Here is a 26064-nt window from a genome sequence, read left to right on the forward strand (position 1 = left end):
GCCTCGTGCAGGCTTTTTGTTGTGCCCGCGGCGTTCACCTCTTTTTGTAGCGCAGCGCGTCGACGAGAAGGGCGAAGGCGGGAGATTGCTGGCGCCGGCTCGGGTAGTAGAGATGGTAGCCCGAGAACGGCTCGCACCAATCCGTAAGCACGCGGACGAGGCGCCCGTCGTCGAGATGTGGCCGGGCCTCCGCCTCGGGCACATAGGCCAGTCCGAGCCCTGCGAGCGCGGCCTTCAGGAGCATCGCAACGCTGTTGAAGACAAGCTGCCCGTCGACGCGTACACGCAGCTCTCGCCCGTTCTTTTCAAACTCCCAGGCGTACAGCCCGCCATGGGTCGGCAGCCGCAGATTGATGCAATTGTGCGCGGTGAGATCCTGTGGCGTTTGCGGGTGGGGCCTCGCCTCGAAATAGCTGGGGCTTGCCACAACGGCCATCCGCATGTCGGGGCCGATGGGGACGGCGATCATGTCCTTCGCCACCATTTCGATGCTGCGCACCCCGGCATCGTAGCGCTCGGCGACGATGTCGGTCAGGCCGAAATCGATGACGATCTCCACCTTGATGTCGGGATAGTCCGGCAGGAAGCGTTCAAGCGCCGGCCACAGCACCATCGTTGCGGCATGTTCGTCGGCGGTGATGCGGATCGTGCCGGCGGGTTTCTCGCGCAATTCGCTCAAGGCGGCCAATTCCGCGTCGATCTCGTCGAGACGTGCTCCGAGCACGAGCTCCAGGCGCTCGCCGGCTTCCGTCGTCTGCACGCTGCGCGTGGTGCGCGAGAGCAGGCGCAGCCCGAGCCGGCTTTCCAGATTGCGGATCGTCTGACTGAGAGCAGATTGCGAGACGCCGAGATTTGCCGCCGCCTTGGTGAAGCTGCGTGCCCGGGCAACGGCGAGAAAGGCAGCGAGATCGTTGAGGTTTTCGGAGGGCATAGATTAGGCCGGCTAATAAGTGTTTTCAGATAATATGGCCTAATTGGACAAATGGGAGTGATTATATCTGGGGCCAAGGCGCCGATGGAGGTGTCCACGCATTCTCAGGCGAGAAGGAGGCCAGAATGGATATCAAACGCAGCGGCTCCCAGCCCTCTGCCCCTGGGCCGGAAGACTATTTCACCGGCTCGGTTCGCATCGATCCTCTGATGAGCCCGCCCGACCCGGCGCGGGTCGCCGGAGCGAGCGTCACCTTCGAGCCTGGGGCGCGAACGGCCTGGCACACGCATCCTTTGGGCCAGACGCTGATCGTCACCGCGGGCTGCGGATGGGTTCAGCGCCAGGGTGGGCCGATTGAGGAGATCCGGCCGGGCGATGTCGTCTGGTTTGAGCCCGGCGAGAAGCATTGGCATGGCGCGACGCCCACGAGCGCCATGACGCATATCGCCATTCAGGAGAAGCTGAACGGCTCTCCGGTCGATTGGCTGGAGCATGTAACGGACGAGGAATACCGCAAATGAGCAGGCGAGAACCGCCGGCTGCTCCATCGCCGAAGCTGTGGCGTTCGGAAGGTGGTCAGAGCGTTCCGCGCCTCGGCTGTGGATCCAACAAACAAGGAGTTTTCCAATGAGTGACAACATCAAGGGCAAGGTCATCGTCATCACCGGCGCCAGCAGCGGTCTCGGCGAAGCGACGGCGCGGCATCTCGCCGAGCAGGGTGCGACGGTGGTTCTCGGCGCGCGCCGAGCGGAGCGCATCGACGCAATTGCCAAGGAACTGACGGATCAAGGCCAGAAGGCTCTCGCCGTGACCACGGATGTCACCCGCCGCGATCAGGTGGCGGCGCTCGTCGACAAGGCTGTCGAGACGTTCGGCCGTATCGACGTCATGTTGAACAATGCCGGTTTGATGCCGCTGGCACCGCTTGAACGTCTGAAGATCGACGAATGGGACCGTATGGTCGACGTCAATGTGAAAGGCGTGCTCTACGGGATCGCTGCCGCGCTCCCTCACATGAAGCGGCAGAAGAGCGGGCACATCATCAACGTGTCATCCGTTTACGGACACAAGGTTGCGCCCGGTGCGGCCGTCTATTGCGGCACGAAATACGCTGTGCGCGCCATTTCGGAGGGGCTGCGGCAAGAGGTGAAGCCCTACGACATCCGTACGACGGTGATCTCGCCGGGGGCGGTCACGACCGAGCTTCTCGACCATATCAGCGAAGAGGACATCGCCAAGGGTGTCCGCGAGCACGTCGCTGAAATTGCGGTTCCGGCGCTGTCTTTCGCCCGCATGGTCGCCTTTGCGGTCAGCCAGCCGGCCGAAGTCGATGTGAACGAGATTTTGTTCCGGCCGACGAGCCAGCCGGTCTGAGACAAAAATGGCCCTTGTGCGATCGCTCGCGTCAAAGGCCCGCAAGCGCGCCCGATCCTCCCATTTCAAAGCGAGGATCGGGCCACGACTTCTCAGAGTTCGCCGGCTTCTTCCAGGACGCGGCGGGCGATGCGGAAGCATTCCACCCCGCACGGCACGCCGGCATAGATCGCCACGGCGTGCCTTGCTCCCGTCTGCCGCAACGCGCAGACATTGCGTGTGACGGCCATCTCGCGACTTTGTCGCCGCCACTCAGGTCACCCTGCCGTGTTCCGCCAGGAAGTCGAGCAGCGCCCGCACGCGCGATGGCAGCGGGCCGCCCTGGCCGAGATAGACTGCGTGGAAGGCTTCCTTCTCGCCCGCATCGAGATGGGCAAGGACCGGCACGAGGCGGCCGGCGCTTATATCTTCGCGCACGGTGAATGCGGCGAGGCGCGCGAGGCCGACGCCCGCCAGCGCGAGCCGGCGCAGGCCCTCGCCGTCGCTGGCCTGCACGCGGCCCGTCGCCGGCACCACGACGGTTTTGCCGTTCTCCCGCAATGACCATCCATCGACGGCGCGCGCATAGCCGAAGTCGATGCAAGTGTGCGCGTCGAGATCGGCGATCGAATGCGGCTCTCCGCAGCGTTCCAGATAGGAGGGTGCGGCGACGATGGTGAGCGGCGTCTCGCCGAGCTTGCGCGCGACGAGGCTGGAGCTTTTCATCGGTCCGGCCCGGATTGCGACATCGGTGCGCTCGGCCAGCAGATCGATGACCGCATCGGTCTGGACGATGTCGAGCGTCACCCCCGGATAGTGCTGAAGGAACGCCGGCAGGAGCGGCGCGAGGATGTGATTGGCGTAGGAGGCGCTGGTATTGACACGCACCCGGCCGACCGCCTGCTCGCCGAGACCAGCCGCCCTCTCGGCATCCTCCAGATCGGCGAGGATGCGTGTCGCCCGTTCGTAGAATGCACAGCCTTCCGGCGTGAGTTGGAGCTGGCGCGTCGAACGGTTGAGCAATCTTGTGCCGAGCCGGGTTTCCAGGCGGCTCATGAGCTTGCTCACCGCCGAAGGGGTCATCCTTGCGGCGCGCGCAGCGGGCGAGAAGCCGCCTTGCTCGACCACGCGGACGAACATTTCCATCTCCCCGGACCGATTGACGTCCAGCCGTCCCATGATGAATTCATCTCATAAGTTATGTGCCAGGGCGCATTCTATTTCATCCGCCCGTGAATCTCTACCTTGCGGGAAAACGTTGCAGATGAAGATGGAGACTGCCTCATGCCGCTGGCGCTCTACGCCCTGACGGTCGGAGCCTTCGGCATCGGCGTCACAGAATTCGTCATCATGGGCCTTCTGCTGGAGATTGGCCGAGAGCTCGATGTCACGATTGCGACCAGCGGTCTGTTGATATCCGGCTACGCCCTCGGCGTGACCATCGGCGCGCCGGTCCTGACTGCGCTTTCCGGGCGCTGGCCGCGCAAGCATGTGCTCGTCGGGTTGATGGTCATTTTCGTTCTGGGCAACGCCGCCTGCGCGCTCGCCCCGACTTATGCATGGCTGATGGCCGCGCGCGTATTGACCGCGCTGACGCACGGCACGTTCTTCGGCGTCGGTGCCGTGGTCGCGACCGGGCTGGTGGCCGAGGAGAAGCGCGCTTCCGCCATTTCGATCATGTTCACGGGGCTGACTGTCGCAACCGTCCTCGGTGTCCCTTTCGGCACCTGGCTCGGCCAGCATTATGGCTGGCGCGCGACCTTCTGGGCGGTGACGCTTGTGGGGCTGGTCGCGCTTGTCGTGCTTGCGGCCCTGGTGCCGCAGGACCGAGCGCGACCGGAAATCTCCAACTGGCGCTCCGATCTGCGCGCCATCGCCCGCCGTCCCGTGCTGCTCGGTCTGCTGACGACCGTTCTCGGCTATGCCGGCGTCTTCGCCGTCTTCACCTATATCGCGCCGCTCTTGACGCAGATCGGCGATTTCCATGAGGCCGCGGTTTCGCCGATCCTGTTGGTCTTCGGCGGCGGTCTGGTCGTCGGCAACCTGTTCGGCGGCCGGCTGGCCGACAGCAACCTGGTCCGCGCCATGATTGCCACGCTGGCGGCCCTTGCTGTCGTTCTGGCGGCGATGACCTTCGCCCTCGACAGCCGGATTGCGTCGATCGTCTTCACCGGTCTCCTCGGTGCGGCGGGTTTTGCCACGGTCGCGCCCTTGCAGATGTGGGTGCTGTCGAAGGCCGAAGGCGCCGGCCAGAGCCTCGCCTCGAGCTTCAATATCGGGGCCTTCAATCTCGGCAACGCGATCGGTGCCTGGGCGGGCGGCATGGTCATCGAACACGGCCCGGGCCTTGGCCTGGTGCCGATGACGGCCGCGCTGTTTCCTCTTCTCGCCATCGCTGCGGCGCTGACCGCCGTCAGGGCGAGCAAGAGCACGGCTCTGACGCCTTCCTGCAATCCCGTTCAATAAGGATCAATCGCATGGAATATCGACCCCTCGGGAAATCCGGCCTCATGGTGCCGGTTCTCAGCTTCGGCGCAGGCACCTTCGGCGGCACCGGCCCGCTTTTCGGCAATTGGGGCACCTCGGATGCGGGCGAAGCCCGCCGCCTCGTGGACATCTGCCTGGAGGCGGGCGTCAACCTGTTCGATACGGCCGATGTCTATTCCGACGGTGCGTCGGAAACCGTGCTCGGCGAGGCGCTGAAGGGCCGGCGCGATGCGGTGCTGATCTCGACGAAGACCGGCCTTCCCATGGGCGAGGGGCCAAATGATGCGGGATCCTCGCGCTTTCGGCTGATCCGGGCCGTGGAGGATGCGCTGCGGCGCTTGAAGACCGATTATCTCGATCTCCTGCAGCTTCACGCCTTCGATGCCGGCACCCCGGTCGAGGAAGTTCTGTCGACGCTCGATACGCTCGTTCGCGCCGGCAAAGTCCGCTATGTCGGCGTCTCCAACTTCGCCGGCTGGCAGATCATGAAATCGCTCGCCGTCGCCGACCGCCATGGCTGGCCCCGCTATGTCGCCAACCAGGTATATTACTCCCTGGTTGGGCGCGATTACGAATGGGATCTGATGCCGCTCGGCCTCGATCAGGGGCTCGGAGCGATGGTCTGGAGCCCGCTCGGCTGGGGCCGGCTCACCGGCAAGGTCCGCCGTGGAGCGCCGCTGCCCGAGGGAAGTCGCCTGCATGAAACCGCCAGCTTCGGACCGCCAGTCGAGGAGGAACACCTCTACCGTGTCGTCGATGCCCTCGACGCCATCGCCGAGGAGACCGGCCGAACGGTCCCGCAGATCGCGCTCAACTGGCTGCTGCAGCGCCCGACCGTTTCCTCTGTCATCATCGGGGCACGCAACGAAGAACAGCTTCGCCAGAATCTCGCTGCCTTCGGCTGGAGCCTGACGGAGGAGCAGATCGCGACGCTGGACGAGGCGAGCGCCGTGACCGCGCCCTATCCGCATTTCCCCTATCGCCGGCAGGAGGGTTTTGCGCGCCTCGACCCGCCGATCGTGGGCTGACACCTCCACAAAACGCGAAACGAGGCGGCCCCTGTCACGGATCGCCTCGTTGATCGTCGTCTGGGCCGCTTGTAGCGGCGGGTGTGGGCGCGCCCGATCCGATTATTGACGGCAGGTTCGGCCCGCAATGTTGGGCTTAGAGTTCGCCGGCTTCTTCCAGGACGCGGCGGGCGATGCGGAAGCACTCCACCCCGCACGGCACGCCGGCATAGATCGCCACGACATGGACGGCGGCGCGGATCTCTTCCTTGGAGACGCCGTTCGTCAGCGCGCCACGGCAATGCGTTTCCCATTCGTGCCAGCGACCGAGGGCGCCAAGCATGGCGAGATTCATGAGGCTGCGGGTTTTCGGCGGGATGGCCTCATCGCCCCAGCCGAAGCCCCAGCACCAGGCGGTCATGGCCTCCTGAAAGGGCAGGCTGAACTCGTCGGCCGCGGCGAGGTTGCGCTCCACATATTCCGCACCGAGCGTTCCCTTGCGCTTGGCGAGCCCCTTCTCGAACATCTTCTGATCCATCTTTAAGGTCCCTTCTTTCCTGAGCTCTCTTCAGATTTGGCTGTGGTGAGCCCGCCCCAGCGTCCGCGACGTCACAAGCCGCGGGTGAAGGCAGGTTTTAATGTGCGGGAGGGATGCGGCCGGGCAGCTCCGCCGGCTCGCGCTGGCCGAAAGGTTCGCGCCTTTGCGGCACTGCCGCGCGGGCTCAAGCCGGGCTGCGCATCTTTCAGCGCGGCTGCCGCCGAACGGTCCATCTTTCCTCCCTTTGAGGTGACGCAGGCGCTCGCACGGAGCGCCTGCGTCCATCTTCTTATTATGATGATCATACAATCATAACTGATGGGGTCAATCGCGGAAAATCGATCCGCATTCAAACGGGCCGTTTTTCGGCCTCAGCGGATAATGAAGGGATTGGCGACGGAGGTTTCGGTCGCGATCCACACCGACTTCACCTGGAGATATTCCTTGATGGCTTCGATGCCGCTTTCGCGGCCGATACCGCTGCGTTTGAAGCCGCCGAAGGGTGAGGTGTAGCTGATGGCGCGATAGGTGTTGACCCAGACGGTGCCGGCGCGCAGCCGCTCCGACATGCGCAGGGCCCGGCCCATATCCTTCGTCCACACGCCGGCTGCGAGCCCGAAATCGACAGCATTGGCGATCCGCACCGCATCGTCTTCATCCTCGAAGGGGATAACAGCGAGGACTGGGCCGAACACCTCTTCCTGGGCGATGCGCATCTCGTTGCTGACGCCGGTGAAGACCGTCGGCTCGACGAACTGCCCGCCCGGCTGACCCTCGACCGGTTTGCCGCCAAGGACGCATTTTGCCCCTTCGGCTCGAGCGATTTCGATATAGTCCAGCACCTTGCGATATTGCGCGGGGGTCGTGACCGGGCCGACATTGGTGTCTGCCAGCATCGGGTCGCCAATCTTCGCCTCGCGGGCCACCTCAAGGAGCCGCTCCACGAAGCGATCGTGGATCGAGCGCTGCAAAAGAAGCCTCGAACCCGCGATGCAGGTCTGGCCCGTGGCGGCGAAAATGCCGGAAATCGCCCCCATCACCGCGGCGTCGATCTCCGCATCCTCGAAAACGACGTTGGGCGATTTGCCGCCGAGTTCGAGCGAGACGTGTTTGATCTGTTTCGCGGCCGTCTCATAGACCTTCTGCCCACCGATATCGGACCCGGTGAAGGCGATTTTCGAGACGCGCGGATGCTCCACGAGCGGCGCGCCCGCTTCAAGGCCAAAGCCCGTGACCGTGTTGACGACGCCTGCCGGGAAACCGGCCTTTTCAAAGAGCGTCATGAATTCGAGCGTCGAGGCGGAGGTGAATTCCGACGGCTTGATCACCGCCGCATTGCCGGCGGCAAGTGAGGCCGCGAGCTTCCACGCGAGCAGCAGGAGCGGTGAGTTCCACGGCGTGATCATGCCGACGACGCCGAGCGGCTCGTAGCGGGTGAAATTGAAAATCCCGCCCTTGTCGGTCGGGATGACGGCGCCTTCGATCTTGTCGGCGAGCCCGCCGTAATAGCGGTACCATTCGGCGAGATATTTCGTCTGCGAGAACATCTCCGCATAGAGCTTGCCGTTGTCGCGGACCTCGATTTCCGCCAGCCGCTCCGCATCCGCCTCAATGTGCTCGGCGAGGCGGTAAAGCGCTTTGCCGCGTGCGGACGGGGTCAACGCGCTCCATTCATCGAAGCCGGCCTCGGCCGCGGCAACGGCCTTTTCAATGTCGGATTTCCTACCGCGAGCGATCTCCGCCCAGGCGTCACCCGTATAGGGGTTCTTCGTCTCAAACCATTCGCCTTCGGCGGGATCGACAAAGCTCCCGCCGATGAAATGCCCGTAGCGCTGCATCCTGACCTCCCATGTCGTGTGATCGTTGGGGCGAAATTGGCAGAAACCGATCTCGACGTCCACGTATGATTGTATGAGCAGTTTTCACTTGACGAGCGCGTTTGATGCCGCAACACTTCATTCAATAAGACAATCATAGAGTGGGAGGAAAATATGCACCGGAAAGGCAAGGGACCGACCGACTTTGCCGACGCAAGGTCGGCATCGCAGGAGAACTCCGTTTCGAAGAAGGGCGAGACCAAGAGCCCGGCCAGCACGCCGAAGGGGCTTTCGCGTTTGGCTCTCAACCGGCGGCATTTCCTCGCCGCAGGCGCGGCGACGCTCGCGACGCCCTATCTTTCGAAGATCGCCCGTGCCCAGGGTTCCGACGTTAATGTCGGCGTGGTGGTGCCGCTGTCGGGCGCCAATGCGCAGTTCGGCGTCAATTCGCGCAACGGCATCCAGCTCGCTGCCGACCAGATCAACGACAATGGCGGCATCAAGGCTCTCGGCGGCGCCAAGATCAATCTCATCATCGCGGATTCGACGTCGACGCCAACCAATGCGGCGACCGTCGGTCAGCGCCTGATCGCGCAGCAGAATGTCGTGGCGATCCTCGGCGCCTATGCCTCGTCGTTGTCGCTCGCTCTGTCGGAAGCGACGGAAAGGCGCGACGTGCCGCTTCTCACCATGTCGTTCTCCGACATGATCACGGGCCGCGGCTTCAAGAACGTCTTCCAGATGATCTCCAAGGCGACGACGATGGGCGCGGCGCAGTTGCGCGGTCCGGCGGGGGTGGCTGAAAAGGCCGGCAAGCCGTTGAAGTCGATCGCCATCATGTATGAGGACACGGCCTTCGGTACGTCGCAGGCCGGCGGCCTCCGCGAGACCGCGGCCGAGCTCGGCATCGAGGTGGTGATGGATGAGGCTTATCCTCTCGGCATCACCGACGTCACGCCGCTGATCAACCAGCTGCGCGGCACGAATGCCGACGCGGTCTTCCCCTGTTCCTATCTGAATGACGGTGTGCAGATCATCCGCACGATGCGCCAGCAGGGCATCGACATGCCGGTGATCGGCGGGGCCGGCGGCTATGTCATCCCGGACTTCCGGGCGGCACTCGGCGAATATGCCGAAAACGTCTTCTCGGTGGCGCCGAGCAATTACGATCTCGCCCCCGAACTGACGGACCCGTTCAAGGAGCGCTTTGGCTACTTCATGGTGCACGAAGCGATCGAGCACGCCGTCTGCCTCGACGTGCTTGCGAAGGCTCTTGAGATCTCGGGCGACACCGATTCCGATGCGCTCCGCGAGGCCTTGCGCAACAATCGCTTCGAAGGCGGATGGGCCGGCATCATCCCTGGCGGTGGGGTCGATTTCGACGAAACCGGTCTCAACACCCTCGCCAAGCCGATCATCGTGCAATGGCGTGGTGAGGATCTGGTGACGGTCTGGCCGGACGATGTCGCCACGAAAGAGGCTGTGTGGGCCGGCAAATAGCCGGCGCCACCGCAAACGTTCAACATTTCGCTAGAGAGCTGCATGGCCTTCATCCAAGCCGTGCTCGATGGGCTGATGATCGGCGGCGTTTACGCCGTCATCTCCATCGGGCTGACCCTGGTCTTCGGCGTCATGGGCATCGTCAACTTCGCGCAGGCGGAGTTTCTGACCCTTGGCATGTTCGTCGCGTATTTCGCCTGGAAGTTTCTCGGGCTCGATCCTCTGATCGGCTCGTTTTTATCCTTCGTGGTGATCTTCGGGCTCGGTGTCGTCGTCCAGATGACGCTCATCCAACGGGTTCTGAACGCCCCGCCGGTGGCGCAGATCTTCGTCACGGTCGGCCTGCTCATCGTCATTGAGAACCTGACGCTGATCGTCTTCGGCTCTGATTTCCATTCGGTGACGACGAGCTATCAGACCTCGACCTTGCGGCTTGGGCCGCTGTTTATCGGCGTTCCCTATCTCGCGGCCTTCCTGATGGCGCTTCTGTCGGCGGCGGCTCTCTGGCTCTTCACCAACAAGACCTGGTACGGGCGGGCGATGCGTGCGACCGCTCAGGATCCGATGGCGGCGAACCTGATGGGCATCAACGCCGATCGCATGCGCCAGATCGCCTTCGGCCTCGGCGTCGGCATGACGGCCTTTGGGGGCGCGGTGATCCTGCCTTACTTCACCGTGCATCCAACCGTCGGCCACCAGTTCGTCGTGCTCATGTTCACGGTCGTGGTGCTCGGCGGGCTCGGCAGCGTGGCGGGTGCGGTCGTCGGCGGTTTCGCTGTCGGCGTGATCCAGTCCGTCTCCACCCTGTTCTTCCCGATCCAGCTGCAAAACCTCGTCCTGTTCATCGTCTTCCTGACGGTGTTGGCGGTGCGGCCGACTGGACTTATTGGAGCGGCACGATGAAATGGTGGATTGCCGGTGCGGTGGTCCTCGTGGCCGCCGCCATTGTCCCGACGTTTCTCGATCCGACCGGTTATGCGATCCGCGTCCTGACGCTCGCCCTTCTCTTTGCGGCGCTCGGTCAGGCCTGGAACATCGTTGGCGGTCTCGCCAATCAGATCTCGCTCGGCCACGCCGCCTTCTTCGGGCTCGGGGCCTACACCTCGACGATCCTTCTGATCAATTTCGGCCTGTCGCCGTGGATCGGCATGCTGGCGGGCGCGGCGATCGCCGCGGTTGCAGCCTATCTCCTGAGCTTCCCGACGATGAAGCTGCGTGGGCATTATTTCGCGCTGGCGACGCTCGCCTTCAGCGAAGTGCTGCGCGTGATTGCGGGCTCCTGGACATCGGTGACGGGCGGGCCTGTCGGTCTTTCCGTGCCGTTCTCTCCGGACAGCTTCTGGCTTCTGCAGTTCAAAAGCACGATGCCCTATTACTACATCATGCTGGGCGCGCTCGTCGTCATCTCAGGCGTCTTCCTTTGGGTGCGCCACAGCAGCCTCGGCTACCGGCTGCGCGCTTTGAAGGAGAATCCGGAGGCCGCCGAAGTGGTCGGCGTCAACACCACGCAGGTGAAGATCACAGCGGCCGTCATTTCCGCCGCGCTCACGGCGACCCTCGGCACGCTCTATGCCCAGTTCACCTATTTCTTTGATCCGGAGGCGGTGTTCGGCATCATCCCGATCTCGGTGCGTGCGGCGATCATCGCCATTCTGGGCGGTGCCGGAACGGTGGTGGGGCCGATCATCGGCGCCTTCCTGATCGTGCCGATGGAGGAAATGGCGAATGTGCTCCTCTCCTCGCGCGGCGCCGGCCTGTCGCAGCTCGCTTTCGGCGTGATGCTGATCGCCATCATCCTGATCGAACCGCGCGGCATCCTCGCTCTGATCACCAACGGCGTCTCTCGCCTTCGCCGGAGGAAGTCGTCATGAGACAGGCGATCCTCGAAGTCGATGGCATCAGCAAGCATTTCGGGGGCCTGGCGGCCCTCGACAGCGTGTCCTTCGATGTCGCTCCCGGCGAGATCGTCGGTCTGATCGGTCCAAACGGCGCCGGAAAATCGACGCTCTTCAGCACGCTCGTCGGTCTCCACAAGCCGACGGACGGCATCGTCCGGCTCGAAGGCGAGGACATCACCGGTCTGAAGCCGCACAAGGTGGCTGCGCGCGGTCTCACGAAGACCTTTCAGAATGTCGCCCTCTTCATGGAGGCGACGGTGCTCGACAATGTCCTGATTGGCGGCCTTCTTCGGGCCAATGTCCATGATGCGCGTGAGCTCGCAAAAACCTGCCTCGCACGGGTGGGCCTTGCCGAGATCGCGGGCAAGAAGGCGGCCGACCTTTCCTTTCCCGAACGTGCCCGGGTGGAAGTGGCGCGCGCTCTGGCGACGAAGCCGAAGGGGCTTCTCCTCGACGAGGTGATGGCGGCGCTCAACCGCGTGGAGATGGAGGAGATCATGGATCTCATCCGTTCCTTGAGCCGCGACGGTCTCGCCGTCGTCGTCGTCGAGCATCACATGCACGCCATCATGACGCTGTGCGAGCGCATCGTCGTTTTGAACTTCGGCAAGAAGATCGCCGAAGGTTCGCCCGAAGAGATTGCGAGACATCCGGAGGTCGTGCGGGCCTATCTCGGACAGGAATATGAATGAGGTCGGCAAAATGAGCGACACGACACCCACTCTCCTGTCGATCGAAGATGTGCATGCGGGATATGACGGTTCAGATGTTCTGCACGGCGTCAGCCTCGACGTGCATGCCGGCGAGTTCGTCTGCGTCATCGGTGCCAATACGGCTGGCAAGAGCACGCTTCTGCGCACCATTTCGCGGCTCGTGCCGAAGTCGCGTGGGCGCATCACCTTCGACGGCACGGATCTGATGTCGCTGAAAGCGCATGAGATCCCGAAGCTCGGCATCGCCCATGTGCCCGAGGGGCGGCATGTCTTTCCGGACATGACGGTGGAGGAAAACCTCCTGCTCGGAGCTTACACGCTGCGCCAGGACCCCGTTTACAAGGAGCGCCTGGAAAAGGCCTTCACCCTCTTTCCGCGCCTCAAGGAGCGGCGGCGGCAATGGGCCGGAACGCTGTCGGGCGGCGAGCAGCAGATGGTCGTCCTTGGCCGCGCCATGATGCTCAATCTGCGCCTTCTCATCCTCGACGAGCCGAGCCATGGTCTCGCGCCGATCGTCGTCGACGAAGTTCACGATGCCCTCGTCAAGATCCACGAAGCGGGGACCTCGATCCTGCTCGTGGAGCAGAACACCTCGCTCGCCCTCTCGGTCGCCTCGCGCGGCTATGTGCTGGAATCCGGCGAGATCGTTCTGGCCGAATCCGCCAAGGCGCTGCACGACGATCCGAAGGTGCGTGAGGCCTATCTCGGGCTCTGAACGCGCTCACCGTATCCGACAAAAAACGGGCGCCCGCGGGCGCCCGTTTGCCGTTCGGGAAGAGGGGAGGATCTCTTACCCTGCCGGCTCTTTCGGGTCGGCGTCGAGGCGCACGACGACGCCTTCAAGGCCCGAACTCGGGGCTGGGTAGCGGTCGAGAATGATCGGGTCGTGCCCTGGAATGACGTTCGAGCGATCGCTCGCGAGCTCCCAGAGCCGGTCATAGCCCTCAAGCGTCGCAGCAAGGCTGTGCAGCACCGGAAAGGCGCGGCCCTCGTTCATATTGGCATAGAAATGGCTGGCATCGGAGGCGACGACGAGCCAGCCGCGCCGCGTCCAGACCCGGACCACCTGCAGCCCTTTGGAATGGCCGCCGACATGATGGACGCTGATGCCGGGTGCGATCTCCGAAGCGCCGTCGTGGAACTTGACGCGGCCGGCAAAGACCTTGCGCACCATCGCCACCACATCCTCTTCCTCGAAGGGGAGCTTGAGCGCGCCGTGGCACATGCAGCGGCCGGTCGAATACGCCATCTCTGCGTCCTGCAGATGGTAGTGCGCATTCGGGAAGAGATCGTAATTGCCGCAATGGTCGTAGTGCATATGCGAGATGATGACGTCTTCGATCCCGTCCGGATCGATGCCGATCGTCTTCAGGCCCTCGCCGGGCGAGCGAAGGAACTGCCGCTTGCGCTTTTCCGCCATCGCCGCATCGAAGCCGGTATCGACGATGAAGGTGCGGCCGTTGCCCTTGATCGCCCAGACGAAATAGTCGAGCGGCATCGGCACGTCATGCGGATCGCCGCCGACGAAATTGTGCGCGGCGGTCGCGGCCGGATTGTGCGCATAGCGGACCGCGTAGACCTCATAAGGTTCAGGTGTCATCTTTCCTCCCTTCCGACCGGCCGCGCTCTTGTTGTTCGGTGGGGCGCGGGCCGGTTCCTGTGCATGGGTGACCGCGTTTGGCGGGGTGAGGGCGGTCAGTCGGCCTCCATCACCTCAAGTTCCGGCAGAAGATACTGACGGAAGAGGGCATAGTTCTCGATCATCGGGAAGTGGCCCATGCCTTCCATCTCGGTGTAGCGGCAGCCGGGAATGGCGGCGGCCACTTTCTCCGTCATCGCCGGCGTGCACGAATAATCGTAGCTGCCGGTGAGAAGGCTCACCTTGCACTTGGCGGTGTCGATCGTCTTCACATGTTCGCGGGCATCGAAATCGAAGCTGTAGAACATGACGTCGCCGCGATAGACGCCGGGGCCGGACTGCGCGTAGTACCACCAATTGTCGCGCTTGCCCTCTTCGGGGCTTTGCGGCGCGTTGAGGCCGAACGTGTAGGTGGCGACGAGTTCGCCGCCATGCACGGCCGGATGCAGCAGGAATTCGTTGTAGCGGCCGGGCGCGTGCGCGGCGCTTTCGAGCCCGATGATGCCACGGATCTCGTCCTGGAAGTCGCTAGCGACCCTGAGCACGATGGCCCCGCCCATGGAGCAACCCATGACCACGGGACGGTCGAGCTGGAGACCCTTCCATAGGGCTTCGATGGTCGCGAGATACTCTTCCGTCTTGAGCTCGTAGGATTCCAGCCACCATTCGTCCGGCGGGTCGGAGCGGCCATGCCGGGGCATGTCGAAGCAAACGACCCGAAACCGGCGCGTCACCTCTTCGTCGTTGAGGAGATGGCGGAACTGGCGGCTGTCGGCCCCGGCGGTATGCAGGCAGAGGAGGGGGATGCCCTCACCGGCTTCTTCCACATAGATGCGGTGGTTGCGGCCTTGGATCGCCACATTGAGGTAGCGGCCGACGATCGGTTCGAATTCAGGCATGCTCTTTCCCCACCTTCTGCATCAGGCCCATCATGCGGTGCAGGGCACGCGCGTTCTGCATCGCCACGAGCGTGTCGCCTTCGAGAACGAATTCCGGCACGCGCATGATCATGGCGAAGATGTCGTGGTAGAGCGGCGGCGGCGTCTCGCTCAAAAAGCGTTGCCACAGCTCCATCGGGGCGCGGATCTCAAATTGCGTGGGGACGTCGAAGCCGGGGGCCGGCAGGATTTTTTCGATCTTGCCCTGGCGCACCCGCAAGACGTAGCGGCGCTCGCCAAAGGTGATGCCCATATCGACGTCGAACTTGCCGCCGATGATGGCAAGCTCTCGGTCTGAGGCGACCCTGTCGGCAAAGGCGGCCATCCAATCCGGGTCAGGAAATTCAGCCATTTCGGTATCCTTGTCGTCGAAGGCGGGCCGGGGCAGGGCCTCTGGCTCGCCAGGTCGGAGCCTCGCGCATAAGAAGGCGGCGCGAACTCTTCTGAGCCGCGCCGCTTGCCTTTACGCGCCGTATTGCTCGTCGGTGACGTGCTCCAGCCATTCGACGACGACGCCGTCATGGCCTTCCTGCATGGAGATGTGGGTCATCATCGTGTTGGGACCCGCACCATGCCAATGCTTCTCGCCGGGCGGGATCCAGATGACGTCGCCGGCCCGGATCTCCTGGATCGGCCCGTCCCATTTCTGGATGCGGCCGGTGCCCGCGGTGACGTAAAGCGTCTGCCCCATCGGATGCGTGTGCCAGGCCGTGCGGGACCCCGGCTCGAACATGACCACGTTCGACTTCAAAAGCGCCGGCTCAGGCGCCTCGATGATCGGGTCCTGCCAGACATTGCCCGTGAAGGATTTTGCCGGTGCCTTGCGGGTCGGCAGAGTTCCAAGACGTCTGATCTCCATATTTCTCCTCTCCTTGATGTCGGCCGTTTCGTCCGGCCTGGTCTCCCGCCTTGGCGGGTCGTTCGTTGAGCGGTGGGGCGGCACGCCTCATTTGAGGCCATGCGTGAAGCTCTTCGGCTCCGGGCCCATCAGCGAGTACGGCAGAATGGTCGAAAGCCCCGGCACGTAGGTCGCGATCACGAGGAAGATGAGCATGATGCCGATGAAGGGGGCCGCAGCCTTCGTCACCTGCACGACGCTCATTCGGGCGACGCTCGCCGTGACGAAGAGATTGAGCCCGATCGGCGGGCTGATCAGCCCGATCTCCATGTTGACGACGATCATGATGCCGAGATGGATCGGATCGACGCCGAGCTCCATCGCCACCGGGAACACCACCGGCACGACGATCAGGAGGAGGCCCGAGGGCTCCATGAACTGGCCGCCGATGAGCAGCAGGATGTTGAGCGCCAGCAGGAAGGTGAACCAGTTGAACCCGGCTCCGATCATCCATTCGGTGATCGTCTGCGGCACCCGTTCCACCGTCAGCACATGAGCGAAGAGCATCGCGTTGACGACGATGAACATGAGCATGATCGTCGCCTTGCCGGCCTCCACCAGCACATGCTCGGTGTCGCGATGGAAGCAGGCGGGCACGAAGCGCGTGACCGTGAGGAGGGCGTTGCGCTGCACGGCGCCGATGATCGATTCCCCGTCCTGGCGCCACGGCACGCCGCGAAGCGGCCCCATATCGCGATAGATGAAGATTGCGACGAGGAAGGAATAGACCGCCGCGACGGCCGCGGCCTCGGTCGGCGTGAAGATGCCGCCATAGATGCCGCCGAGGATGACGATAACGAGGAAGAGGCCCCAGGACGCGTCGAGAAAGGCGTCGCGTACGGCCGTAAAGCCCGCGAACGGCAGTTTCGGCATGCCGCGGAAGCGCGCATTGAGATAGACCCCGACCATCAGCATCAGCCCGGCGACAGTGCCCGGCAGGATGCCTGCGAGGAACATGCGGCTGACGGAAACGTCTGTGGCAGCGCAGTAGACCACCATGACGATCGATGGCGGAATGAGAATGCCGAGCGTGCCGGCATTGCAGATGATGCCTGCGGCGAATTCCTTCGAGTAGCCGACCTCGCGCATGCTCGCGATGGCGATCGAGCCGATCGCAACCACGGTCGCGGGCGAAGAGCCGGAAAGCGCGGCAAACAGCATGCACGACATCACCGAGGCGATCGCGAGGCCGCCGCGGAGATGGCCGACCGCGGAGACCGCGAAGCGGATGATGCGGCGCGCGACGCCACCGGTCGACATGAAGGACGAGGCGAGAATGAAGAACGGGATGGCGAGCAGCGTGTAGCTCTGCGAGGCCGTAAAGAGCTTGAGCGCCACCGACGACATGGAATCTCCGGAGAAGAGAACGATCGTCAGAACGCTCGACAGGCCGAGGGCGAGCGCGACAGGGACGCCGGCGAAGAGAAGCGCCAGAACCGTGATGAACAGGAAGCCGGAGACCATCATTTACCTCCGGTCTTTGGAGTTGTTGTCGTCGTACCAGTGCGGCGCCTCTGAGGCGTGCTCCTGCGCGGCGGCATAGCTCTCGTGGTCGGGATCTGAATGCTGATCCATGAGCTCGGTCGTCTCGATGGCTGTGGTGATCATCTCCCGCTTGCCCTGGACGATCTCGATCAGCGCCTGCAGGCAGCGGAAGCCGAACAGGAAGAGGCCGAGGGGCAGGATGAGATAGGCGATCCAGCGATGTACCCGGGCGGGCAGGTCGAACATCTCCTGCGCCCATTCCGGATAGCGGATCTCGGTGAGGCCGATGCCGGTTTCAAAGGTGCGCAGCCAGTAAGGAAAGGCGCCGCCCTTGGCGTCGATGCCGACGAATTGAAGCCAGTCGGCCCAGAAGAAGATTGCGGCGTAGACGATGCCGCAAAGTGCGCCGAAGATCGCAAACGCTTTGAAGAGGTGCCTGGGCAAGGCCCGGACCAGCGTGTCGACCGCCAGATGCGAGCCGATCTTCGCGCCGTACGCCATGCCGAAGAGAATGAGCCAGGCGAACAGGATGCGCGCGAAATCGAGCGCGCCGAGCCAGCCCGTATTGAACACGTAGCGGGCGATGACCTGGGTAAAGGACGTGATCGTCATCGCGGCCATCAAGATCGCGATGACGCTGCGCTCGAAGCGGTCGACGCGTCGGCCGAAACTGCTCATCTTCCATCCTTCAGGGGTTGGATCCTCGCGGCCCTTCGCCGAAAGCGGCGAAGGGAATCTCAATGGCGAGCGGTCCGGCCGGGCGCACGGGCGGCGTGTTCGGCGACGGCATGTCAGCCGTCACCGCGCTTGTGGGCCCGGCAGAGCCTGCGTTCAGGATTTGTTGGACGCGACTGCGGCCTCGATCACATCCTTGCCGATCCCGTCTTCGAACTCTTCCCAGACGGGTTTCACGGCATCGACCCATTTCTGCCGCTGTTCAGGAGAGAGCGTGCGGACGGTGACGCCCGCTTCCTGGATGCGCTTTTTGCTCTCTTCGTTGATGGCCGTGGCCTTCTCGTTGTACTCGTCGCTGACCTCGCCGACGATACCGAGGAACTTCTCGCGCACATCGTCATCCAGGCTGCCGAGGAAGTCGTCCGAGGTGACGAGAATGTAGGTGAGGAACTGGTGGTTGGTCTCCGTCACCCCGTCCTGCACCTCGTAGAGCTTGCCGGTGTAGATGTTCGACCAGGTGTTTTCCTGCCCGTCGACGACGCCGGTCTGCAAGGCGCCGAAAGCCTCACTCCAGGCGAGGGGCTGCGGGTTGGCACCGAGGGCCTTGATCATGGCTATCGACACGTCCGAGGTGGTCGCGCGGATCTTGAGCCCGTTGAGGTCGGACGGCTCGATCAGGGGCCGGTTCGCCGAAAAGGCCCGCAGACCGTTATAGACATAGGCGAGGCCGACGAAGCCGTTGTCCGTCATGGACTTCAGGAGTTCGTCGCCGGTCTCGCTATGGGTGAAGCGCGAAACCGCGTCGGTGTCCTCAAACAGGAACGGCAGGTTGAAGACGTCGAGTTTGGCCGTATAGGCGCCGAGCTTGCCGATGTCCGGGGAGGCGAGCTGGATGTCGCCGATCGCCAGCGCTTCCATGACTTCATCGTCATTGTAGAGCTGCGAGCTCGGATAGACCTGGATGCAAAGCTGCCCGTCCATCTCTTCGTTGACGCGCTTGGCGAGCGCGGTGGCCATCTCGCCCTTCGGATTGCCGGTCGGGGCGCTCACATGGCTGTATTTGATGAGCGTTTCGCCGGACTGGCACTCCGATTGAGCCATGGCCGTGCTGGCCAGAAGGCTCATTGCGAGAGCTGTGAGAATGGTGGTTTTCATCGTGTCCTCCCTGGTGATCACTCTTCCCGCTCGTTCAGTGGCGGAAGCTGAAGTGAGCTGATCATAGGCCTTGGGCCAAGTCAATATGATTGTATGATCAGAATATTTCAGAACAATTTTGCAGGCGACAGCCCGCGCTTTCCGCGCGTGCTGCCGTCGCAGAGCTGTACTTTATGCAGATAGAAAAGCGCTACGCTGCTCTGTGCGGCCGCCGCGCCTTCCCGGAATTCAGCCGGTGGCGCCGTCGCTGCGCAGGCTGACGCCGGCGGCTTTCTCCGTCAGCGTCACCACCTTGGTGAAATCGGAATCCGCGCCGAGCTTGTCGACGGCCTCCTGCCAGATATCAAAGACCGTTTCGCAGCCGGGCAGGCTGAGGCCCATCGACTTGGCGACCTCGTTGAAGAGCTTGACGTCCTTGAACATGAGCCCGGAGGAGAAGCCGTAATCGAAGGTGCCCGGCAGGATCGACTGGGGGAATTTCTGCATGGTCGCAGTGTTGCGACCGCTGCCGGCATTGATGACGTCGATCATCACATCCGGGGAGAGGCCGGCCTTGGCGCCCATCGCCACGGCTTCGGAGCTCAGCGCCATGGCGGCCGCCGACAAGAGATTGTTGACGAGCTTCATTGTCTGGGCGAGGCCCGGCTTGTCGCTCACATAGAACGGCTTGCCGATCGCCTTGAGCTGCGGCAGGAGGTTGTCATAGTCGGCTTTCGGCCCGGAGAACATGACGGCGAGAGTGCCAGCTTTGGCGCCGCCGACGCCGCCGCTCACCGGGGAATCGAGCCAGGTCACGCCCTTGTCCTGCATCTTTTTCGCCAGCGTTTCCGCCATTTGCGGACCCGTCGTGGACAGATCCACGATCCGCTTCACCTGGTTTCCTTCCGCGAGCCCCTTCTCGCCGAAGGCGACGGCCTCCACGATCGGCGGCGTCGGAAGCGACAGGAAGACAGTGTCGACCTGAGAGGCGAGATCGGCCGCCGAATTTGCCGCCTTGGCGCCGCGCTCCACAAAGGGTGCGATTGCACTTTCGCGTGCATCATAAACGACGAGCGGGTTGCCGGCGTCCAGCAGGCGCCCGGCCATCGGGACGCCCATATTTCCAAGACCGATGAAGCCGATTTTGTCGCTCAAGATATTCCTCCACGATTGGCGGCTCGACAGCCTGCCGATTATTCGTTGCGATGGCAGGATTTTGCCTGCAGCGGCCTCATCCGACGCCGTCGCAGGAACCCGCAAGCGGAGGCACCTTATCGGTCTTAATACCGTAATACAATATTATTAGTGGTTGATCGCGCGTCCTGCGTGTCCTGATTGAGGCACGCAGAACATGAAGCCCCGGGTCGCAGGCGGTGCCGAAGATGAGGGGCGGGTGGGCCTTGTCTGGCGCGAAAAGCGGGCCTTCAGGCGCGCCGCTTCTTGTCGCGCGTATCCATGGAAAACGTATGCATGGCCGCTGCCGCGGCACGCCGCACATGGTCCGTGGCGATCGACTTCGCTCCAGCAGCGTCGCGGCGGTCGAGCGCGTCGAGGAGGCTCTGCAGCTCGCTCAGACTCTGCTGCCAGCGATTGGGGGCCTGCAGCGATTGCGCCCGCAACAGCATGGTGCGCGCGTTGAGCATATAGAGCGTCTTGCCCAAGGCTTCGTTGCCGGTGCCTGTGACCAGACAATCGTAGAACTTGTTCTTCAGCGCGATGCGTGTCGCGGCGATATCGGCCTTCTTGACCTCCTCGAACGCGGCTTTCAGCGCCTCGCGGTCGTTATCCGTCGCGTGCTCGGCAAAGAGCTCCGCCGCCAGGCCTTCCAGCACTTCGCGCACCTGATAAACGCCGATCGCCTGCGCCGCTGTGATCCGTGAGACCACCGGTCCCTTATGGGCGATCACCTCGATGAGGCCTTCCGATTCGAGCTGGCGGAGGGCTTCGCGCACGAGCGTTCGGCTGACGCCCGTCATCTCGCACAAATCGCGCTCCGGCATGCGCTCGCCCGGGCGAAACCGCCCGGCTGCAATGGCCTGACGGATGCTTTCCGTAACGCTGTGGCGCAAAGTTGCCGCCGGGCGCGGAACGCGGAATTCCTCGTCCCTCACCTTCGTTTCATTCATTCCGGGCACTGCTTTTCCCCTTGCCGGACTGGTCGCTTCCGCCGCCCGCTCACCGACCCGCTCGGATCCCGCAGACGTCAGGATTATTGTTCAGCAACGCAGACGTGTCTAGCATTCGTAATGATCGCATGACGGTCCTACAATCTTTAGGGGCTCGCGCATATGCATCTTTATGCCATCCCAGGGGGGCCGCGCTCGAAAGTCGCGCCTTTCATCTGTGATCCGGCCGACGCCCGCGGTCAGTGCGTTTCAATAGACTGATCAATGGGCCGATCTCTGCCGCCAGGGGGATGCGCCAGGAGGCGCCATCGGCTATCGGATGCGCCGAGATCAGGTCAAAGCGACAGAGTTTTGCAGGCCGTCCATCTCAGTATTCGAGCCTCGCATCCTGCCTCTGCGCTGCAAGCCGGGGCGGCCGCATATGGCGTTGCGTCGGCTCTTGATTGAACGAAGCGCTCCGTCGTGAAAGGTCGAGCAATGAACGCCTCCGCTTCGCGCGAAACCCTCGTGGTTAATATCCTGGGAGGTCCGGGCGTCGGCAAATCGACATTCGCCGCGGGGCTCTTTTCCGACCTGAAGCGGCGTCATATCGCCTGCGAGCTCGTGACCGAGGTGACCAAGAGGCGCATCTGGCAAGGCCGACCGCATGCGATCGCCAACAAGATCACCATTCTCGGCGAGCAATGGGCCCCCGTCGAAGAGCTTCTCGGCAAGGTCGATGTGATTGTGGTCGATGGATGCGTGCTTTTGGCGAGCGTCTATGCTGCGCCCCATTATCCCACGGCCTTCCACGAGCTTTGCATCTGGTGCCACAAGAACGTCCGCCGCCTCGACGTTCTGATCGCCCGCCCGCAGGCGGAGTACGAGACCTTCGGCCGGCTTGAGAGCGGTGAAGAGGCGCTGAGAATCGATGCGCGCGTCGAAGATCTGGTCCGCGCCCATGCCGACGACGAGGTCATCGCCGTTGCTGACCACGACGACGGGCGCACAAACCTTGTTGGCGCGATCCTTCAGCGGATCGCTGCGGATTGAAGCTGCTTCGCTTCCGGCATCTCCGATTCTGCCTCAGGAGTGTCTTTGTGCAAGATATCGGCGGGCCTTTGGTGCCAGGTTTCGCCGTCCCAAGCTCTAACCGCGATGTCGATCGATCCGTCTTCGATGGTGATGGAATTGTAGGCGTTCGGCTCACCGCGCAACCGTGTCGAGATCGAGGTCGCGGCCTGGGCCACCAGGATAGGCGCATGTGCGGCCTCGCGTCCGCCGATCGGCTCGCCCTCTTTTTCCTCCGCGGGGCCGCCATGCTTGCGGACATAGGCCATATGGAAATGACCTGAGAGTACGAGCCGCACGCCGAGTTCTGCGAAGGTCTCAAGCGCGAGGTCGGCCCGCTTCACCCGCCGCATGTCGATCGGTGGATCGGGCAGAAGCAGAGGATGGTGGGCGACCACGACACGCAGGGCGGAGGGGTCTGCAGCCTCGAAGCGGGAGCCAAGCGCATCGAGCTGGTCATGGCTCAAAGAGCCGTGCGCCCAATTGAGGCCGAGGCGCATGCGCCGCGAAGTCTTGAGGCCGGCAATGGCAACGCCGTCCATCTCCACGAACGGCTCCAGATCCCGGGATATGTGTTTCTTGTAGAGCCGGTAGGGCGTCAGGAAGCGGTCGATGAGATTGACGGCCGGCACGTCGTGATTTCCCGGAACGCAGAAGGTCGGCATCGGCAGGGCGTTGAGAAAGGCGCCGGCTTCGGCAAACTCGTCGGCCTCCCCGCGCTGGGTAAAGTCGCCGCTGACCACGACGAGATCGGGCTGCGAGGCGAGGAGATCTTCCTGGAGCGAGGTGGCCAGCCGAGGGTCATGATGCCCGAAATGGAGATCGGAAAGATGTGCGATTCTCATGCCGACGCCCGCTCCTGAAAAGGTGCTGAGGCGATCGCATAATCTTCTGCCGTTTCGCCCGGCTGCGCGACCGGGGCGAGTACGGTGAGGGCCTGGGGGTGAATGCGAAAGTCGAGAGGCGGGCGGATTTTTTCGACCTCCCCGTCGATCATCGCCTGCACCAGCCGACGCTGCGTCGACAGCCGCACCTCATGCGCCTCATGGATGATGAGCGCCTCGTCATCGCGCCAGCGCCCGACCGCCATGCCGGCCACGAGCCGGAGAAGATCAAGGAGGCCGAGATGGCGCAGTGCGTAGATCGTTAGAAGCCCCCGATCGAGCCTGCGGCGGGAAAAGAAGCGGCCAAGCTCTTCGTCATAGGCATTGTTGGCAACGGCGATGGAGCGGACACGCAAGGTTTCCGTGTTGTCGGCGCCGTCCCTCTGCAACGTGACGCGCAGGTCCTGGGGGTGGGTGAGGCGGCGCCAGAAAAAGCGCAGGAAGCTGAGCCGCGTTCCAAAACCCGGATTGTCGCGCAGATGCTCGCGGCCGGCTGCCACAGCAGGTGCGAAGCCGATGACGACCTTGTGCAGAAACACCCGCCCGTTCACCTCGCCGATATCGATCGTCCTCGGCTGCATGTCGCGCAGCGTTGCGATCGCCTCCTCGACGTCGAGCGGTACGGCAAGGTCGCGGGCAAGAAGATTCGCGGTGCCGAGCGGCAGGATGGCAAGGGCCTTGTCGCGTCCTCGAAGTGCCGAGGCGACGGCCGTGACGGTGCCGTCACCCCCGGCGGCGACGACAATATCGGCCTGTGAAGATGCCGCCTCTTGGGCGCGTTCCTGCAGCGGGCGGTCCGTATCGCTGTCGATGGTGGCGTCGAAGCCGGCGGCAGCGAAACGCTCGCCGAGTGAGGCCGGCGTCAATCCGGCCGGGGTCCCGGAATTGGCGTTGAAGACGACATAGATGCGAAACGGGTGCATGAAACGCGGCTTGCCTTGGTTGCGGCCGGTTGATCCGGCGTCTCTTGCGTGAATGCACCAGAAGGCGAACGGTTCATCGGGCGGCCTGCAAGCGCAACATCAGGGCAACGAGGACGAACAGAACGAGCCCCGCGGTGATCGGTGCCCCAGCCGGCGAGAAAATGTCCATTGCCGAGGCCGTGGCGGTGGACCCTCCCGCGCTGCCGATCGCGTAGGAGAGGCCGAAGACGGCACTGCCGGCGACGAGAAGACCGCCCGTATAGCGCGCTCCGAGAAGCGTGAGCGCGCAGGTGTAAAGGGCGAATTCCGCGGCCCCCATCAGGGCAAAGACGGCGAGGATCGCGGGCTCCGATTGCAGAAACGGGATGATGAGGAAGGTGGCGCCGGCAACGAGGCCACAGGCGATCGCGACCCCGTGGCGGGGCAGGCGGTCGAGGAGCAGGCCGACGACGGGCTGCGCGAGCGCGGTCGGCAGCGCCACCATGGTCACCGCGATCGCCGCAAACGCTTCCGAATGTCCCGTCTTCACGAAATAGACCGGCATGACGGAGATCGCGGCGATGTCGGCAAAGCCGAAAGCAAACACCATGACGACGAGCGCAGGGGCGGAACGTACGAATGTGACCAGCGCGCCGGGGGGCGAAGGTTGTGGTCGTGTGCGGGCGCGCCGGCTCAGAACGGCGGTCGCGAACGCGACGATGGCGAGATAGACGGCAAGGATGGCGAAGGGAAAGCTGCTGTCGCTGCCGAAAAACGGAATGGCGAGGGGGCCGGCGGCAAATCCCGCGCACATGCCTGCGCCGTAAAGTCCCGAAATCCGCCCTCTCAGATGATCCGGGCAGGCAGCATTGAGCCAGGCTTCGCTCAGCATGAAGACGAGATTGACGCAGATCCCGAGCACGAAGCGGGCGAGGAACCAGACGACAAGCGAATCCGTGATGCCGAAGACGAAAAGGCAGAGGGAACAGCCGGCAAGGCCCACGATGATGATCTTGTCGCCGGCGAGCCTTGCCGTCAAAGGCCCGATGGCGAGGGTGGAGACGGCAAGGCCGAGGCTGAAGACGCCGGCGTTGAGCCCGATGACGCTATCGGTCACGCCCTGATGGGCCATGATAAGCGAAATGAGGGGATAGGTGAGGCCCTGGGAGACCGAAAAGGCGGTCACGCCGAGGATCACCGCAGCAACGGCAGCCCGGTCGAGCACGAAGACCGCCTCTGACGCTCTGCCGACCGACATATGAAACGCCCCTTGGCCACGCGCCGGCCAAACGGAGCGGGTAGATGCCGCCGGCCGCGCATCACGAGATAACGTCTGAATGCGGTTTCCGCCATCCGTCGCCGGCGCGTTCGTGCCCGCCTTCGGAACGCACGGGTCTCGGCTCGCTCGGGACGTCTTGGGGACGTATGCTGAGGAGAGACAAGGACGGGCGTCCCGTCCTTGAATGGAAAAGGTCCATGCGCCTCAAACAAAGGTCTGAGGCGAACTCTGAAGCTTGAACCGGAAGCTACTTGTCGAGCTTCGGCATTTTGTCGATCCACTCGCCGAAGCGGGTAAGATACTCCTTGAGGAAGTTGCGGGTGGTCTCGTCGGTGACGGTGAGATCCCCGTCGATCAGCCCTTCCGGGAAGGCGAGGTAAACCTCCGGCTGGCCCATGACAAAGGCGTTCTGGGTGACGAGGACGCTGCGCAGACCGACTTGTGCGGCGGCGGTTCCGATCCGGCCGGGAGACGCGCCGATGACGGAGATCGGCTTGCCGGTCCAAGAGCTTTCGCCGTAGGGGCGGGACCCCCAGTCGATGGCATTCTTGAGGACAGCCGGGATCGACCGGTTGAATTCCGGCGTGGCGAAGATAATGCCGTCGGCGTCGGCAAGATCGCGCTTCAGTGCCAGCACGGAAGCCGGCGGATTCTCCCACAGGTCGTCGTTGTAGAGCGGCAGGTTGAGGTCCGGATAGATGAAGGTGAACTCATCCTTGCCGAGCTTCTCAAGCGCATGAGCGAGGGTCCGGTTGATGGAGGCGCGCCGTAGGCTGCCTACGAGAACTGCTATCTTTCGCATAAGGCCTT

Annotated in this window: 28 protein-coding genes; 10 read left to right on the forward strand and 18 right to left on the reverse strand. The window is 63.4% G+C overall.

Going from position 1 to position 26064, the window contains the following annotated elements; genetic code table 11:
- Positions 1 to 34: 34 nt before the first annotated feature.
- On the reverse strand, positions 35 to 931 hold the full coding sequence (locus EO094_RS09320; protein ID WP_128292054.1) for a LysR family transcriptional regulator: 897 nt from the start codon (positions 929 to 931) through the stop codon (positions 35 to 37).
- Positions 932 to 1056: 125 nt separating this feature from the next.
- On the opposite strand from EO094_RS09320, the gene EO094_RS09325 reads away from it, so the two are divergent.
- Together EO094_RS09325 and EO094_RS09330 are read left to right on the forward strand one after the other, a co-directional pair.
- Complete coding sequence (locus EO094_RS09325) at positions 1057 to 1452, forward strand: (R)-mandelonitrile lyase (RefSeq protein ID WP_128292055.1); 396 nt, start codon at positions 1057 to 1059, stop codon at positions 1450 to 1452.
- Positions 1453 to 1558: 106 nt separating this feature from the next.
- Complete coding sequence (locus EO094_RS09330; protein ID WP_128292056.1) at positions 1559 to 2305, forward strand: SDR family oxidoreductase; 747 nt, start codon at positions 1559 to 1561, stop codon at positions 2303 to 2305.
- 92 nt (positions 2306 to 2397) lie between these two features.
- Here the strand turns inward: EO094_RS09330 and EO094_RS09335 are convergent, their stop codons facing one another.
- Both EO094_RS09335 and EO094_RS09340 read right to left on the reverse strand, forming a co-directional pair.
- Entirely contained in the window at positions 2398 to 2535 is a 138-nt protein-coding gene (locus EO094_RS09335; protein ID WP_205649881.1) for a hypothetical protein, read from the reverse strand.
- 22 nt (positions 2536 to 2557) lie between these two features.
- Positions 2558 to 3463, reverse strand: coding sequence for a LysR family transcriptional regulator (locus EO094_RS09340; protein WP_128292057.1), 906 nt, complete (start codon positions 3461 to 3463; stop codon positions 2558 to 2560).
- A 105-nt stretch (positions 3464 to 3568) separates the two neighbouring features.
- Here EO094_RS09340 and EO094_RS09345 point away from each other — a divergent pair, with 105 nt between their 5' ends.
- Positions 3569 to 4750, forward strand: a complete 1182-nt coding sequence (locus EO094_RS09345) for an MFS transporter (RefSeq protein ID WP_128292058.1) — start codon at positions 3569 to 3571, stop codon at positions 4748 to 4750.
- A gap of 11 nt (positions 4751 to 4761) precedes the next feature.
- On the forward strand, positions 4762 to 5799 hold the full coding sequence (locus EO094_RS09350) for an aldo/keto reductase (protein ID WP_128292059.1): 1038 nt from the start codon (positions 4762 to 4764) through the stop codon (positions 5797 to 5799).
- A gap of 136 nt (positions 5800 to 5935) precedes the next feature.
- Here the strand turns inward: EO094_RS09350 and EO094_RS09355 are convergent, their stop codons facing one another.
- The gene (locus tag EO094_RS09355; RefSeq protein WP_128292060.1) at positions 5936 to 6316 is read right to left on the reverse strand and encodes a carboxymuconolactone decarboxylase family protein; all 381 of its coding nucleotides are present in this window, start codon (positions 6314 to 6316) and stop codon (positions 5936 to 5938) included.
- A 371-nt stretch (positions 6317 to 6687) separates the two neighbouring features.
- On the reverse strand, positions 6688 to 8154 hold the full coding sequence (locus tag EO094_RS09360) for an aldehyde dehydrogenase (protein ID WP_128292061.1): 1467 nt from the start codon (positions 8152 to 8154) through the stop codon (positions 6688 to 6690).
- Between the two features lie 153 nt (positions 8155 to 8307).
- On the opposite strand from EO094_RS09360, the gene EO094_RS09365 reads away from it, so the two are divergent.
- Genes EO094_RS09365 through EO094_RS09385 form a run of 5 tightly spaced genes read left to right on the forward strand, consistent with a single transcriptional unit; the run spans position 8308 to position 12959 of the window.
- Positions 8308 to 9633 (forward strand): ABC transporter substrate-binding protein, encoded by a 1326-nt coding sequence (locus tag EO094_RS09365; RefSeq protein WP_128292062.1) that lies wholly within the window; start codon positions 8308 to 8310, stop codon positions 9631 to 9633.
- 42 nt (positions 9634 to 9675) lie between these two features.
- Positions 9676 to 10536 (forward strand): branched-chain amino acid ABC transporter permease, encoded by an 861-nt coding sequence (locus EO094_RS09370; protein WP_128292063.1) that lies wholly within the window; start codon positions 9676 to 9678, stop codon positions 10534 to 10536.
- Positions 10533 to 11504 (forward strand): branched-chain amino acid ABC transporter permease, encoded by a 972-nt coding sequence (locus EO094_RS09375; RefSeq protein WP_128292064.1) that lies wholly within the window; start codon positions 10533 to 10535, stop codon positions 11502 to 11504. Before EO094_RS09370 ends, EO094_RS09375 begins: the two co-directional genes overlap by 4 nt.
- Positions 11501 to 12223 (forward strand): ABC transporter ATP-binding protein, encoded by a 723-nt coding sequence (locus tag EO094_RS09380; RefSeq protein WP_128292065.1) that lies wholly within the window; start codon positions 11501 to 11503, stop codon positions 12221 to 12223. The genes EO094_RS09375 and EO094_RS09380 overlap by 4 nt, the downstream gene beginning before the upstream one ends.
- A gap of 10 nt (positions 12224 to 12233) precedes the next feature.
- Entirely contained in the window at positions 12234 to 12959 is a 726-nt protein-coding gene (locus EO094_RS09385) for an ABC transporter ATP-binding protein (protein ID WP_128292066.1), read from the forward strand.
- Between the two features lie 75 nt (positions 12960 to 13034).
- Here the strand turns inward: EO094_RS09385 and EO094_RS09390 are convergent, their stop codons facing one another.
- From EO094_RS09390 to EO094_RS09430, 9 genes are all read right to left on the reverse strand, one after another.
- Entirely contained in the window at positions 13035 to 13844 is an 810-nt protein-coding gene (locus EO094_RS09390) for an N-acyl homoserine lactonase family protein (protein WP_128292067.1), read from the reverse strand.
- Positions 13845 to 13939: 95 nt separating this feature from the next.
- Positions 13940 to 14782: an alpha/beta fold hydrolase gene (locus EO094_RS09395; protein ID WP_128292068.1), complete on the reverse strand. Its 843-nt coding sequence runs from the start codon at positions 14780 to 14782 to the stop codon at positions 13940 to 13942.
- On the reverse strand, positions 14775 to 15173 hold the full coding sequence (locus EO094_RS09400) for a hypothetical protein (protein ID WP_128292069.1): 399 nt from the start codon (positions 15171 to 15173) through the stop codon (positions 14775 to 14777). Before EO094_RS09400 ends, EO094_RS09395 begins: the two co-directional genes overlap by 8 nt.
- A gap of 111 nt (positions 15174 to 15284) precedes the next feature.
- Positions 15285 to 15680: a (R)-mandelonitrile lyase gene (locus tag EO094_RS09405; RefSeq protein WP_092808865.1), complete on the reverse strand. Its 396-nt coding sequence runs from the start codon at positions 15678 to 15680 to the stop codon at positions 15285 to 15287.
- A gap of 87 nt (positions 15681 to 15767) precedes the next feature.
- Positions 15768 to 17183, reverse strand: coding sequence for a TRAP transporter large permease (locus tag EO094_RS09410; RefSeq protein ID WP_128292070.1), 1416 nt, complete (start codon positions 17181 to 17183; stop codon positions 15768 to 15770).
- Positions 17184 to 17186: 3 nt separating this feature from the next.
- Positions 17187 to 17882, reverse strand: coding sequence for a TRAP transporter small permease (locus tag EO094_RS09415; RefSeq protein WP_128292071.1), 696 nt, complete (start codon positions 17880 to 17882; stop codon positions 17187 to 17189).
- A gap of 153 nt (positions 17883 to 18035) precedes the next feature.
- Entirely contained in the window at positions 18036 to 19034 is a 999-nt protein-coding gene (locus tag EO094_RS09420) for a DctP family TRAP transporter solute-binding subunit (RefSeq protein ID WP_128292072.1), read from the reverse strand.
- Positions 19035 to 19262: 228 nt separating this feature from the next.
- Positions 19263 to 20171: an NAD(P)-dependent oxidoreductase gene (locus EO094_RS09425; protein ID WP_128293224.1), complete on the reverse strand. Its 909-nt coding sequence runs from the start codon at positions 20169 to 20171 to the stop codon at positions 19263 to 19265.
- A gap of 266 nt (positions 20172 to 20437) precedes the next feature.
- Complete coding sequence (locus EO094_RS09430; protein WP_128292073.1) at positions 20438 to 21139, reverse strand: GntR family transcriptional regulator; 702 nt, start codon at positions 21137 to 21139, stop codon at positions 20438 to 20440.
- A gap of 477 nt (positions 21140 to 21616) precedes the next feature.
- On the opposite strand from EO094_RS09430, the gene EO094_RS09435 reads away from it, so the two are divergent.
- A complete protein-coding gene (locus tag EO094_RS09435; protein ID WP_128292074.1) occupies positions 21617 to 22171 on the forward strand; it encodes an AAA family ATPase in 555 nt (184 codons plus the stop codon).
- Here the strand turns inward: EO094_RS09435 and EO094_RS09440 are convergent.
- The 4 genes from EO094_RS09440 to EO094_RS09455 all read right to left on the reverse strand — a co-directional run bounded on the left by EO094_RS09440 (position 22150) and on the right by EO094_RS09455 (position 26056).
- A complete protein-coding gene (locus EO094_RS09440) occupies positions 22150 to 23034 on the reverse strand; it encodes a metallophosphoesterase family protein (RefSeq protein WP_128292075.1) in 885 nt (294 codons plus the stop codon). The genes EO094_RS09435 and EO094_RS09440 overlap by 22 nt on opposite strands.
- Positions 23031 to 23996, reverse strand: coding sequence for a diacylglycerol/lipid kinase family protein (locus tag EO094_RS09445; RefSeq protein WP_128292076.1), 966 nt, complete (start codon positions 23994 to 23996; stop codon positions 23031 to 23033). The genes EO094_RS09440 and EO094_RS09445 overlap by 4 nt, the downstream gene beginning before the upstream one ends.
- Before the next feature lie 73 nt (positions 23997 to 24069).
- The gene (locus tag EO094_RS09450; RefSeq protein WP_128292077.1) at positions 24070 to 25233 is read right to left on the reverse strand and encodes an MFS transporter; all 1164 of its coding nucleotides are present in this window, start codon (positions 25231 to 25233) and stop codon (positions 24070 to 24072) included.
- Positions 25234 to 25501: 268 nt separating this feature from the next.
- Positions 25502 to 26056 carry an NADPH-dependent FMN reductase gene (locus EO094_RS09455; RefSeq protein ID WP_128292078.1) on the reverse strand — a complete coding sequence of 185 codons (555 nt, stop codon included), beginning with the start codon at positions 26054 to 26056 and terminating at the stop codon, positions 25502 to 25504.
- Positions 26057 to 26064 lie beyond the last annotated feature (8 nt).

Source organism: Afifella aestuarii (assembly GCF_004023665.1).
GTDB classification, from domain to species: Bacteria; Pseudomonadota; Alphaproteobacteria; order Rhizobiales; family Afifellaceae; genus Afifella; species Afifella aestuarii.